This window comes from Streptomyces marokkonensis (assembly GCF_008312835.1).
Lineage (GTDB): Bacteria > Actinomycetota > Actinomycetes > Streptomycetales > Streptomycetaceae > Streptomyces > Streptomyces marokkonensis_A.
The window spans coordinates 156,358-169,481 of the sequence record NZ_VSKS01000006.1; the positions used below are offsets into that span (position 1 = coordinate 156,358).

General features: G+C 73.8%; 10 protein-coding genes. 7 read left to right on the forward strand and 3 right to left on the reverse strand.

The genetic code is table 11. The features are described from left to right. Positions 1-144 precede the first annotated feature (144 nt). Positions 145-2,772: an ATP-binding protein gene (locus tag F1615_RS12980; RefSeq protein WP_149549098.1), complete on the reverse strand. Its 2,628-nt coding sequence runs from the start codon at positions 2,770-2,772 to the stop codon at positions 145-147. A gap of 145 nt (positions 2,773-2,917) precedes the next feature. Here F1615_RS12980 and F1615_RS12985 point away from each other — a divergent pair, with 145 nt between their 5' ends. From F1615_RS12985 to F1615_RS12995, 3 genes are all read left to right on the forward strand, one after another. Beyond that, positions 2,918-3,994, forward strand: coding sequence for an alkene reductase (locus F1615_RS12985; protein WP_208818311.1), 1,077 nt, complete (start codon positions 2,918-2,920; stop codon positions 3,992-3,994). Positions 3,995-4,156: 162 nt separating this feature from the next. Then, on the forward strand, positions 4,157-5,404 hold the full coding sequence (locus F1615_RS12990) for an MFS transporter (protein WP_149549100.1): 1,248 nt from the start codon (positions 4,157-4,159) through the stop codon (positions 5,402-5,404). Between the two features lie 433 nt (positions 5,405-5,837). Next, the gene (locus tag F1615_RS12995) at positions 5,838-7,802 is read left to right on the forward strand and encodes a helix-turn-helix domain-containing protein (protein ID WP_208818299.1); all 1,965 of its coding nucleotides are present in this window, start codon (positions 5,838-5,840) and stop codon (positions 7,800-7,802) included. Here the strand turns inward: F1615_RS12995 and F1615_RS13000 are convergent. After that, positions 7,790-9,016: an IS701 family transposase gene (locus F1615_RS13000; protein WP_149549101.1), complete on the reverse strand. Its 1,227-nt coding sequence runs from the start codon at positions 9,014-9,016 to the stop codon at positions 7,790-7,792. The two genes, F1615_RS12995 and F1615_RS13000, sit on opposite strands and share 13 nt — an antisense overlap. A gap of 368 nt (positions 9,017-9,384) precedes the next feature. Between F1615_RS13000 and F1615_RS13005 the strand changes: the two genes are divergently transcribed. From F1615_RS13005 to F1615_RS13015, 3 genes are all read left to right on the forward strand, one after another. Further along, positions 9,385-10,080, forward strand: a complete 696-nt coding sequence (locus F1615_RS13005; RefSeq protein ID WP_149549102.1) for a DsbA family oxidoreductase — start codon at positions 9,385-9,387, stop codon at positions 10,078-10,080. After that, the gene (locus F1615_RS13010; RefSeq protein ID WP_149549103.1) at positions 10,077-10,373 is read left to right on the forward strand and encodes a hypothetical protein; all 297 of its coding nucleotides are present in this window, start codon (positions 10,077-10,079) and stop codon (positions 10,371-10,373) included. Before F1615_RS13005 ends, F1615_RS13010 begins: the two co-directional genes overlap by 4 nt. Positions 10,374-10,491: 118 nt before the next feature. Further along, on the forward strand, positions 10,492-10,839 hold the full coding sequence (locus tag F1615_RS13015; RefSeq protein WP_149549104.1) for a tetratricopeptide repeat protein: 348 nt from the start codon (positions 10,492-10,494) through the stop codon (positions 10,837-10,839). A gap of 72 nt (positions 10,840-10,911) precedes the next feature. On the opposite strand, the gene F1615_RS13020 is transcribed toward F1615_RS13015, so the two are convergent. Next, positions 10,912-12,312: a PepSY-associated TM helix domain-containing protein gene (locus F1615_RS13020; protein WP_149549105.1), complete on the reverse strand. Its 1,401-nt coding sequence runs from the start codon at positions 12,310-12,312 to the stop codon at positions 10,912-10,914. 124 nt (positions 12,313-12,436) lie between these two features. Between F1615_RS13020 and F1615_RS13025 the strand changes: the two genes are divergently transcribed. After that, entirely contained in the window at positions 12,437-13,081 is a 645-nt protein-coding gene (locus F1615_RS13025; RefSeq protein ID WP_149549106.1) for a peptide deformylase, read from the forward strand. Positions 13,082-13,124: the final 43 nt, after the last annotated feature.

Here is a 13,124-nt window from a genome sequence, read left to right on the forward strand (position 1 = left end):
TGGTCAAGGATTCTGGCAAAGGCGCCCGGCCGCCGTCCGTCCGTGGCCCCGACTCCGTCACGGATCTGTCAGATCAGAACCGTATCTGTCAGATCCGGTGCCCGGGCTCACGCAGATCCGGTGCCCGGGCTCACGCCGGGCGGCTCACGTCAGGTCGAGCCGGGCCAGCTCCCGCCGGGAGCCCACGCCCAGCTTCGGGTACGCCTTGTACAGGTGGTGCTCGACGGTCCTGCGGCTGAGGAAGAGCTGCGCCGCGATCTCCCGACTGCTGTTGCCACCGGCCGCCAGCCGCACCACCTGCAGTTCCTGCGGCGTCAGCCGGTCGAGGACGTTCTCCGCGGTCGCCCTGGCGGCGGTCGTCGCGTCACCAGCCGCCCGCAGCTCCGCCCGCACCCGTTCCGCCCACGGTGCGGCGTGCAGCCGCTCGAACACCTCCAGCGCCGACCGGAGCACCCCCCGGGCGTCGCTGCGCCGGCGTGCCCTGCGCAGCCACTCCCCGTACAGCAGTTCGGTGCGGGCCCGCTCGAAGGGGCGCCCGCCCCGCTCGTGCAGGCGCACCGCCAGCACGTAGCCCTCCTCCTGTCCGTCGACCAGGGCCCGGCACCGGTGGGCGACCGCCCGCGCCCAGGGCCGGCCGCAGGCCTGTGCCCAGGCGTCGAAGGCGCGCATCGGCCCCTCGGCGCGCTGCCGGTCCCCCAGCCGTACCGCCGCCTCCACCTGATCGGCGACGGCGGCCATCGCCATCGCCGTGTGTCGCTGCGGACCGGGGCCGGCGGCGGCCTCCAGCCGGCCGAGCGCCGCCTCGTAGTCGCCCTGCGCCAGTTCCAGCAGACTCAGCGCGCTCTCGCCGGCCACCCGGCCGGCCTCGGGGGCGTCGGCGGCGAGGCTGCGGCAGCGCCCGTCGTCGCCCTCGATGGCGGCGATGCGTGCGGGCACGCCGTTGAGCCAGGCGGCCCGCTGCCGCAGTCCCGTGTCGCGGGCGATCTCCATGGCCTCGGCCACCGACGCCTCGGCGTCCCGGTGCGCCCCGGCCAGCACCTGCCGTTCCGCCAGCAGGTGCAGGGCCTGCGGCAGCGCGCCGATGAGGCCCCGCGCGCGGCAGCGCGCCACTTCGCGGGCGGCCAGTTCCATGGCCGTGGCGTCGTCCCCGACGAGGATCGCGCTGTGCAGGGCGCGGGCCCGTGCCGTGTCCCCGCCGGCGGGATCGGCGGTGACGGCCCTCTCCAGCAGGGGGAGGCCATGGGCGTAGTCGTCCTCGGCCAGATGCGCCATGCCCTGCACCATGGGGTCCGTCCCGCCGAGCGTCCGCAGCCGGCGGGCGGCCTCCCGCACCGCGTCCGCGTCGCCGGCGAACCAGGCGTACGTGGCGCCCGTGCGCAGCATGTCCCGGCCCAGGGCGGGGTCGTCCGAGGACGCGCGCTCCAGGAGGAGACGCGCCGCCTCCCGCTGGTCCCCCAGCTCGAACATCACGGCGGCGCGCACGGGGGCCAGCCGGGCCAGTTCCTTCGGCTCGTCGGTGGACCGCTCGGCCTGCTCGGCCAGGTCCGCGGCCTGCGCGGCGTGCCCGGCGTTCAGCGCGTGGGCGGCGGCGTCCCCGAGCCGGTGCGCCTGCGCGCGGCGGTCGGGGGTCAGGCGGGCGGCCTGCTGGTGCAGGAGCGCGGCGGCCGCGTAGGCACTGCGGTCCGCCGCCCGGTCGGCGGCCGCCACCAGTTCGGCCGCGACGGTGTCGTCGGGCGAGGTGACGGCCAGCGGCAGGTGCCGGGCCCGGCAGTCGGGGTCGTCCGCCGCGTCGGCCAGGGCCCGGTGCACGGCGATGCGCCGGGCCAGCACGGCTCCCTGGTAGGCGGCGGTTCCGATCAACGGGTGGCGGAAGATCACGGTGCTCTCGGTCACCTGGATCAGATCGGCCCGCTCGGCGTCCTCCAGGTCCTCGACGCCGACGTCCAGCATCCGGCCCGCCTTCAATTGCAGCGGCAGGTCGCCCCGTCCCTCGGCCGCCGCGACCAGCAGCGCCAGCCGCGTCTTCTCCGGCAGTCTCGCGATCTGAGCGCGGTACGAGGACAGCACCCGGTCGGCGACCGTCACGGGCGTGAACTTGCTGGGGTCGTCGCGCCGGGCGGCCCCGAACTCGAGGAGCGCCAGCGGGTTTCCGGCGGACTCGGCGATGACCTGTTCACGCAGGGCCGGGGGCAGGCCCACGTCGGCGAGCAGCCGCGCCGCGTCTCCCGTGTCGAGCCGGGTCGGCCGCAGCTCGGTGAGCCCGGGGGCGACGAAGCCCTCCTCCCGGGTCGCGAAGACCATGGCGACCTGCTCGGCGGCCAGACGCCGTGCGGCGAACAGCAGCGCCTCGGCCGTGGCCTGGTCGAGCCACTGCGCGTCGTCCACCAGGCAGAGCACCGGTCCCTGTTCGGCCAGGTCCGCGAGAAGCGTGAGCACGGCCAGCCCGGTCAGGAACCTGTCCTGCGTCCTCGTCCGGCCCGTGCCGAGCACCGCGCGCAGCGCGTCCGCCTGCGGTTCGGGCAGGGCGTCCAGCCGGTCCTGCACCGGCCACAGCAACTGCACCAGCCCGCCGAACGCCAGATCCGCCTCCGGTTCGATACCGGTCACCCGCAGCACCCGCATCCCGGACGCCACCTCGGCCGCACGGTCCAGCAGAGCCGTCTTGCCGATGCCCGCCTCGCCCCGCAGAACGAGGGCACCACTGCGGCCCGAGCGGGCCGTCGCGATCAGACCCTCCAGCGCCGCCAGCTCGGTCGACCTGCCGTACAGCACGTAGGTGCCCTCGCTTCCCCGTGATCCGGCCCACCGGTAGACAGGCCGTGCCGAAGTTACGTACCCGGCCTCAGAAACCTTACTGATTCGGCCGGGCCCTCCCCCTTCCTACCGTGTGGAACAAGCCGGTTCCCCGACGGAGGAGATCGTGAGTCATCTATTCGAAACACTGCCCCTGGGAAAGCTGACGCTGCCCAACCGGCTCGTCATGGCGCCGATGACGCGCAGCCGGGCCAGGGACGGACTGCAGACCCCGCTGGCCGCCGAGTACTACGCACAGCGCGCCGGAGCGGGCCTGATCATCACCGAGGGCACACAACCCTGCGTGATCGGGCAGGGATACATCGACACACCGGGCCTGCACACGCCGGAACAGGCCGAGGCGTGGCGTCGGGTGACCGACGCGGTCCATGAGAAGCAGGGCCGGATCTTCGTCCAGCTGATGCACTCCGGCCGGATCGGTCACCCGACCCTCTACCCGGACGGCGCGCTGCCGCTGGCGCCCTCGGCGATCGCCTCGGGCGGCCGGATGTACACGCCCCAGGGCATGCTGGACCACCCCACGCCCCGGGAGATGGGTCTGGACGACATCGCCCGGGCGGTGGAGGACCACATCGCGGCCGCGAAGTACGCGATGGACGCCGGGTTCGACGGTGTGGAACTGCACGGCGCCAACGGGTACCTGATCCATCAGTTCCTCGCCGACAACACCAACCGCCGCACGGACGCGTACGGCGGCAGTGTCGACAACCGCATCCGGTTCGCCGTCGAGGTGGCCCAGGCTGTCGGCGACGCCATCGGTCCGGAGCGGGTCGGCATCCGCCTCTCCCCCGGCAACACGACCAACGGCATCGAGGAGAGCGATCCGGCCCCGCTGTACGAGGCCCTGATCCGGGCGCTGGCGCCCCTGAACCTGGCCTACGTGCACCTGATGGAGTTCGGGAGCCGCGAGGTCACCGAGCTGATCCGCAGGGAATGGCCGGGTGTGCTGATCCTCAACCCGCACGCCACGCCCGAGGAGACCTCGGTGACCCCCGAGTCCGCCGAGGCGGTGCTGGACAAGGGCCTGTGCGACGCGGTGAGCCTCGGCTCGCTGTGGCTCGCGAACCCGGACCTCCCCGCGCGGATCAGGGCGGGCGGTCCTTTCAACGCCCCTGACCCGGACACCTTCTACGGAGGGGACCACCGGGGCTACACCGACTATCCGGCGCTGGACGACTGATCCACCGGCCGGACGGAGGCGGGGACACGCGGTCGGTGCCCGTCCCCGCCCCGTTCCGCCCGGTCATCGACTCCCCGGCCCGGCCGGCACCTTCTCGAAGGGCTGCCTGCCGGTCCGGGCCGGGGTGATCCAGCTCACGAACGACCGCTCAGGGAGCCCAGAATGAGCAACTCACTCGCCGAGCCCGGCACGTCGGGTCCCGCAACGCCGGGCAGCGAACCCCACGACTCCGCCCGCGGACGCTTCCACGGCCCCGCGGCCCTCTGGCTGGCCCTCATGGCGGGCCCGCTGTCCTTCGGCATAGCCGGCCCTGCCCTGATCCTGGACGACGCCGCGAGGGATCTCGACGTCTCGACCGGCGCGGTCACCTGGACGGTGACCGCGTTCGGCTGGGGCATCGCGGTGGGAACCCCCCTGCTGGCCGGGCTGCTGGACCGCCGCGGGGTGCGGGCCGCGCTGACGGTGTGCGGCCTGCTCGTCCTGGTGGGGGCGGGCCTGGTGGCCGGAGTGCCCGTCCTGCCGGTCCTCGTCCTCGGCACCGCGCTGCAGGGCCTCGGCACGGCCGGCCTCACGGCGACGGCGATGAACCTCGCCGGCTCGCCGCGCGTCATGGGACTCGTCACCGCCTCCCTGGCGGTCGTCGGTTCGACGGCACCGCTGGCGGGGTCCCTCGTCAACGACGTGCTGTCCTGGAGGGCCGCCCTCGCGCTGCCCGTGCTGAGCGTGCTCGCCGTCCCGTTCGTCGCGGCACGGTGCGCGAAGGGCGCTCCGACCGCACGCGAACCCTTCGACCCGTGGGGCGCCGTGCTGCTGACCGCGCTGGTCACCGCACTCGTCTTCGTGCCGCACCGGCCGCTGGAGGCCGGGGTGTGCTCCGTCGCCGCCGCGGCGCTGCTGACGGCTCGCGTCCGTGCCCGGGCGCACGGGTTCGTGCCCGCCGTACTGGTCCGCACGCCGCGCTTCCTGGTCTCGGCGGGACTCGCGTTCTGTCTGGCGGTGGTCAACTTCGGCATGATGTACGCGATTCCGGAGCGGCTGGAGGACCACACGTCGTGGTCGTCGAGCGAGATCGGCGTCGCCATGGTGTGGCCGCTGCTGCTGGGCGGCGCCCTGTCGTGGTTCGTCGTGGCGGCGTCGGCCCGTACGGGCCGACGGCCCGTGATCACCGCGCTCGTCACCCTGGCCGTCCTGGGTCCCGTGCTGGCGGCCCTCACCACCGCCTCACTCGCCCTGCTGGCCGCCCAGGCACTGGCGTCGATAGCGGCGGCATCGGGTCAGGGAGTGTTCGCCGTGCACGCCACCTCGGCCGTCCCCGACGCACAACGGCCGCCTGCCATCGGCCTGTTCAACCTGTCGTACCTCCTCGGTGCGGCGTTCGGACCTGCGATCGTCTCGCTTCTGGCGCTCTGACCGTCGGCTGTCCCTTCCGTGCGCGCTGTCACATCCCCTGGGTGCGACAGCGCACCGCACGTTCCCCGATGCCGCTGCGCTGTCTTCAACTGACATAATCCCTAGTGGAATTGGCGGATAATGACAGCGAGACCCGCATGTCGTCGGCGGTTTCGGTGGGCCCGCCCGGCCGGAAGCCCGGCGTCTCTGTGTGTCTCTTCGCACCGCGGGTGGTGAGCCCGCACGGTCGTCGGCCGGCAGCCGGCCGGCCCGCGGGCCACCGGGTGACGCACGTGGAAGGTCTGCGGTTCGCCCCGTTCACGGTCCCCGGGCGCGGCTCGCGGAACACACGCGGGTGTCCTCCCGTTGTGCCGGTGGGAGTCGTGGTCCACGCGATTCGGCCTTCGGGCACCGTCACCGCCGACGGTAGGGGAACGAGACACCGGAGGGCCTCGTGTCGCAGAAGAGGGACGAAACGGCGGCCGCCGTACTGGCCCTGCTGGAGATGCTGGCCGGCGAGGGGCCGGCCAACCGCTTCGAGGCCCCGGTCGAGGAGGCGCGGCGACGGGGCGTGACCGGTGCGGACCTGGAGACGGTGGAACAGGTCAAGCGGATGGCCCTGTCCCTCCATGCCCGGCTGGACCGGCGCCAGCAGTGGAGTGCCGCCCTCACCACGCTCGTCGACACCGCGTGCGACCTGGCGGCCCCGCACACCGTGGAGGAGACCCTCACGACCATCACGCGCCGGGCCCGGCTGCTGCTCGGCGCCGACGCGTCCTGGATCGCCCTTCCCGCGTCCGACGGCCGGGCGTTCCGGCTGCACGCCCTTGACGGCCATGTCTCGATGCTCAACACAGGACTGCGATTACCCTGGGACGCCGGGCTCGCAGCCGCCGTGCTGGCCCACCGTGCGCCGTTGTGGACGTCCGACTACCTGGCGGACGACAGCTTCCGGCACGCCCCGGAGCCGGATCAGTGGATCAAGGCCGAAGGGCTGCACGCCGTCCTGGCCGTGCCGTTGAGCCGGGGCACCCGCCCCCTGGGCACCCTGCACGTGGCCGAGCGCGGTGTGCGCCGCTTCTCGGCCGACGAGATAGCCCTGGTGAACATGCTCGCGGAAGTCGGCGGTGTGGCCCTGGAGAGGGCCACGCACCTGGCCGAGGCCCGTGAGGAGCTGTCGGTCCTGCGTGAGCGCGCGTCACGCGCCGAGACCGAGCTGGCGAGCGCACGACGGCTGGCCGCCGCTCAGCGGACCCTGCTCGACATGGTGCTGGGCGGCTGCGATCCGCACGCCCTGGCCGAGGAGGTGCGCACCACGCTGGGCGCTCCCGTGCTCCTGTGCAGCGCGCACGGGACGGTCGTCGCCGCGGCCGGGGGGATGGCGGAGGACTCCCGGGGCGCCCTGGCCCGCGCGGCGATGGACGCCCGGCCCCTCGCCACGTCCTCGCCCGTACTGCTGGAGGGCGGCACGTGGTCCGTGCCGGTCTTCACGGGCAGCCACTACCTGGGCGCCCTGTACGTCGATGCCGGACCCTCGCTCACCGGCGACGAGGCCGAACTGCTGCGCCACGCCGCCCGGGCGTCCGCGGTCCTGCTGTTCCTGCAGGAAGGCAGCACCACGGTCGCGGAGGAGCAGTTCCGGGACGAACTGCTCGACGATCTCCTGAACGGCGGCCCCCGCCCCAGGGAGCAACTCGAGCGCCGCGCCCGCCGGCTCGGCATCGGCCTGGACCAGCCGCACGTCGTGGTGATCGCCCGCCCCGAGGGGGGCACACAGGCGCAGGCGGTCGCCTGGGCGTCCTCCCGCGCACGCCGCGACAACGGGCTCAAGACGACGCACGAGGGGAACATCGTGCTCCTGCTGCCGGGCACCGACCCGGGCGCCACCGCCCGGACGGTGCACGACGACCTGGCGTCGCTGCTCGGCCACCCGGTGACGGTCAGCGGCTCCGGTCCCGTGGCGGACCCCTCGGGAGTCCGCCACGGTTACCGGGAGGCGGCACGCTGCCTCGACGCGATGACCGCCCTGGGCACCGTGGGGACGTCGGCCTCGACGCAGGAGATGGGGTTCGTCGGCCTGCTGCTGTCGGACCACGTCGACGCCGAGAGGTTCATCGAGAGCACCATCGGTCCCGTGCTCCACTACGACGAGCAGCGGCTGACGGAGCTGGCCCGCACGCTGGACGCCTACTTCGACACCGGTGGCAGCCCCACCTACGCGGCCGAGCAACTGCACGTCCACCCCAACACCGTGGCCCGCCGCCTGGAACGGATCAGCGATCTGATCGGTCCCGACTGGCAGAAGCCGGAGCGGGCGCTGGAGGTCCAGCTCGCGCTCCGGCTGTCCCGGATACGGCGGGTGCTGAAGGGGCGCGGGGAGCCGGCGGCCGACCGCCCCGCGGGGGATCAGGAGGCGTAGCCGAGTTCGCCGTAGTCGGGGTCGCGCAGGGCCGCCAGTACGTGCGCGGCGGACGCGAGCGTGACGTGCCGGTGCCAGCCGCGGTAGGAGCGTCCCGCGAAGTCCCGGATGCCCACCTGGTCGGCGACCCCGGCGAAGTCCCGCTCGACCCGGTGGAGCGTTCCGCGCAGCCGCATGAGGGACGTGGGCAGAGCGGTGGTCAGGTCGGTCAGCCACACCTCCTGCGGCCAGCGCCGGTCGCCGTCCCCCACGCCGAGCAGCGCGAGGTCGCCGAGCCGGGGACGCCGTCCGGTCCCCGCGCGCCGGCCGGGGGCGGCGGGCAGTGTCACCCGCACGGTGGCGACGAGCCCCGACCGCGCGGCCGTTCCCCCGGTGCCGCCCGGCCACAGGACCGGCCTCCGCAGGGACCGGGTCGCGCCCATGATCTGCCGCACCGACCTGGGGGTGGCGTCGAAGCCGGGCAGCGCCGGGTCCGCCACCGACAGCCGCAGCGAGTCGCTCACCCTGAGCATCAGCGGCATCCCCGCGGACCGGATTCCGGACACGGCGGAGGCGACGTCCACCTCGCGCGCGTCCATCACCACGGGACGGGAGGGCAGTCCCCACGCCGCCGTCTCCAGGCAGGCCTGCACCGCGCACTCGCCGAGGGACTCCGCGCACGCGCCGTCCGGTATCGACGCACGCCGACGCCGGTCCTCGTCGAGCCAGCCCGAGGAGAGCTGCAGTCGCCAGTTGACCGGCACGCTCGTCTCCTCGGAGACCGCCCACACGCCCACGGCCTGCTGGGCGTTGAGCACCTGTCCGTGCTCCGGGAAGAAGCGCCGCTCCACACCCACGGAGTGCCGGCCGGCCTTCGGGATGACCATGGGCCGCACCACCCAGGCCTGTGGCGGAAGGGCTCCGACCACGAACCGGGCGAGGGCCCGGCGCACCGGTGCCCACTCCCAGCTCGAGTCACTGATGAAGTGGTGCAGGCTCTGCTCCGTCGCCTGTCCTCCGACCAGCGCGGCGATGTTCCGTATCGATTTGCGTCCCCGTACCTCCAATAGACCTCGTATGTACTCCATCCCCTTGCGACGTTGATCGCTTCGGGGCAGAGAGGCGAACAGAAGCGCGCACAGCTCCGGCAACGACGCGTTGCACGAAGGCACGTACGACGGCTCGCACGTGGTCAAACTCTGCGCTTGGTCAAGGCCCAGCGCGACCACACTCATGAACGGACCCTCCATCGTGGGTTGACGGGAGACGATCCGAAGGGCTGCCTCTTCAGGGTGCGGCAGGCCGGACACCGTTCCCAGGTACACAGAGCACAGGACTTCCGGCGGGCGGCGGTGGCCGGACCAGCACCCCGCCCCGTGCGCCCCCGCGTGCGCCCCCGCTCCCCCGCTCCGGGTGCGGCCGGCGGGGTGTGTCCGCACCACCCCTTCCCCGCGCCGGCACCCGAACAGGGTCCGCCGTGAGGGGACTTGACAGAGTGGGACGCGCGCCGGGCGCCAGGCCGCGCAGGCGCGTCACCATGGAGTTCCGCGCCGCGACACACGCCAGGGACCCGGTGGTGGTCCCCGCACTGAGGAGGATCGGCATGAGCGCCGCCCCGCAACCGCCAACCGTCACCGTCTGGTCGGACCTGGGGTGCCCCTGGGCGAGCCTCGCCCTGCACACGCTGCGCGCCGCGGCCCGCGAACGCGCCCAGGACATCCTGATCGACCACCGGGCGTTCCCCCTGGAGCTGTTCAACGACCAGCCCACGCCCAAGTTCATCGTGGACCCCGAGATCGTCGTGATCTCGGGACACCGACCCGACCTGGGCTGGCGCCTGTGGTCGGGACGGGAGTCGGACTACCCCTCGACGATGCTGCCCGCGATGGAGGCGGTCCAGGCCACGAAGGACCCGTCCGTCGGCGGCCTGCGCGGCAGCGACGAACTCGACGCCGGTCTGCGCCACGCCTTCTATGCCGAGAGCCGCTGCATCAGCATCCCCTCGGAGATCCTCGCCGTCGCCGCCGCCTGCGCGCACGTGGACGAACACGCGCTGGCCCGTGCCATGGAGCGCGGCGCAGGGCGCGCCGAGGTCTACGCCCAGTGGCGCGTCGCGCAGGGCCCCGGGATCCAGGGCAGTCCTCACCTGTTCGCCCCGGGCGGGTACGCGTCCCACAACCCCGGCGCGTCCGTCCGGTGGGCCGCGCCCCCCGACCGGGGCGGCATGCCCCGCCTGGACCGCTACGACCCGTCGTGGGCCGCGGAACTGCTCGACCACCTGGCGGAGCCGGAGCCGTGACGCGCGCCGGGGAGCGCGCGGAGCCCGCCCGCGAGGCCGACGTCCGCCTGACCCTGTCGGCCGCCGCCCACGACCGCTTCGCCGGGATCGCGGCGGCCGAGGGCCTGACCGTACCCGCCTACCTGGAGCGGCTCGCCCGTACCCTGCCCGCGCCGGGGGCGCGGAACGGGGAATCCGGCGGAGGGAGCGACGGCCCGCCCCCCGAGGGACGGTGTGCGCCCGAGCGGCACCCCGACCAGCGACTGGTCCTGCTGGGTATTACGGACCCCCGCGGCGGCGAGCCGCTCCGCTGACCCGCGGAGGCAGGTCTCCGTGGTGGTCCGCCCTCCCGCTGAGCGATCCGGGAACCGCCGGGTAGTGGAATACTCAACGACCTGGGTCCGTTGCCGGGGGTGACGAAGGAGGTCACGAGTGGACATCACGTACTACGACCACGGAACCCCGGCCGAGCGCTGGGAGCGCGCCGGGATGTTCTTCGACGCCAAGGACTACACCGCCGCCGCGCGCGTCCTGGGCGCGCTGGTCGAGGAGGTGCCGGAGCAGACAGGACCGCGGCTGCTGCTGGCGCGCGCCTACTACCACTCTGCCCAACTGCGTCGCGCGGAGGCGGAGTTGAAGGTCATCGTGGAGCGCGACCCGGTGGAGCGCTACGCCCGGCTGATGCTCGGGCGCACCCTCCAGCGGCAGGGGCGCGACGACGAGGCCCGGCCGCATCTGCGCATCGCCTCCGCGCTGGGCGGCGAGTTCGACGACGAATAGGCCGTCCGCGGCGTACGCCGGTGCCCGGTTCCCCCTCGGGGAGCCGGGCACCGGCACGACCGGCCCGCGCCGTCACGCCGTCGAGCCGCCGCCGTACGTCCGCCGTCCCCGCCGGTGGGCGATCTCCCCGAGGACGATGTCGAGGGCGAGGAACGCCGCCAGGGGAATGCCGAGCAGCGGCACGAAGTAGCCCAGTACGGCGATCAGCGCCAGCAGCGGGACGAGCACGTACGGCGGCACCTGCTGCCACGCCCCCCGGGGGACCGGCCGGCCGAAGGCGGAGCCGCGGCCCCGCTGCCACCACATGCGGTAGCCCCACAGGATCAGCAGGATCAGGGCGAGGGCGAGGACCATCAGCGCGATCTGGTTGACCGGACCGAACAGGATCCCGGTGTGCAGGTCGATGCCCCAGCGGGTGAGTTTCGCCAGGACCGGGTAGTCGTCGAACCGCAGGACGTCGGTGACCTGTCCGGTGCCGGGGTCGACGGCGACCGCGTCCTGCTTCTCGGGCCAGCTGCGCTGGATCTGCTTCACCACGTACGCCGACTCCGCGTCGGCCGGCGGCACGATCTCCACCGGGTCGCCCAGCCCTTCGGCCCGTGCCGCCGCGAGGACCTCGTCCAGGCCGACCCCGTGCGCCGCGTCGCCCGCCGTACCGCCGGCCGTGTCGTGGCCCGCGTGCTCGCCGGCCGCCGCGGCCGACACCGAGGGGGTCTCCTGGCCGAGCGCGGTGCGCAGTTCGCCGATGTTCGCCCCGGCGTGGGCGGACCAGGTCAGGCCGGTCGCCGAGAGGAAGACGAAGCCGGCCGCGGCCCAGACGCCCACACCGCCGTGCAGGCCCAGGGTGCGGCGGCGTCCGCCGGTACCGCGCACCTTGCGCAGTGCCCGGCGCCGGGAGAACCAGAGGACCAGTCCGCCGCCGGCGATCACCCACAGCCAGCTTGCCGCGAACTCGCTGTAGAGGCGGCCGGTTTCACCGAGGCGCAGGTCGCGGTGGAACTCGTCGATCCAGGTGCGCAGGGGCAGCGCGCCGGTGGAGCCGTACTGTTCCAGCTCGCCGCGCACCTTCCCGGTGTAGGGATCGACGAAGACGGCCAGGGTGTGGCCGGGGTCCACGCCCGGTATGCCGGAGAGCATGACCCTCGTGGTGGCGCCCGGCCCGGGTGAGGGGCGCACGGCGGCGACCGTGCCGTCGGGCCGGGCCTCGCGGGCGGCGGCGACCTGTGCGGAGACGGGGAGTTCGCGGTCGCCGACGGGGACGGTCAGCTCGTGGTCGTAGACGATCTTCTCGGCCTGGAAGGAGGCGGCGTACAGCAGGCCGGTGAGGGCGGCGACGAGGAGGAACGGCGCCACCAGCACACCCGCGTAGAAGTGCAGGCGCAGGACGAGGGGGCGCAGGCCGGCCCGTGCGCTCTTCGTGGGGGCGGGGGGCTGGGGAGCCTCGTCCGTGGTGGTCGGGGGAGCGGTGGTCATCGGTGGGGTTCTCCCGGGGACGTCGGCGGGCATGGCGGTCCAGTAGTCGGGGTGACGGGGTGCCGAGTTCCCGGTCGGAAGCTGTGACCTGTGCCACAGGTGCGGGGCGTGCGATCCTGACGGCATGGAAACTCCGGTCGACCGCGTGCCCTTGGCCGAGCGGGTCGAGCAACTGCTTTCCGTCCAGGGGCCGTTGCCCATCGTCGCGGCCGGTGACCCGGTACTGCGGGCGGGTACCGAGCCGTACGACGGTCAGTTGGGGCCCGCTCTGCTGGCCCGGTTCGTCGACGCCCTGAGGATCACCATGCGCGCGGCGCCGGGTGTCGGGCTGGCCGCGCCGCAGGTGGGGGTGGGGCTGCGGATCGCGGTGATCGAGGATCCCGCGCCCGTTCCGGAGGAGGTGCGGCTCGCGCGCGGGCGGGTGCCGCAGCCCTTCCGGGTGCTGGTCAATCCGGTGTACGAGCCGGTCGGCACGGGGCGGGCCGCGTTCTTCGAGGGGTGTCTGAGCGTGCCCGGGTACCAGGCGGTGGTGGCGCGGGCCGCCGAGGTGCGGCTGACCGGGCAGGACGAGCACGGGCGGGCGCTGGACGAGGTGTTCACCGGCTGGCCGGCCCGGATCGTCCAGCACGAGACGGACCACCTCGACGGCACGCTGTACCTCGACCGCGCCGAGCCGCGCTCCCTCTCCTCCCACCGCGCCGCGCTGGAGCACTGGTCACAGCCGACCCCGGAGCGGGCGGCACGGGCGCTGGGTTTCGATCTGCCCTAGATCCGGTCACCGCGCCGGGGCGTCGTGTCGTCGGCGTGTGTCC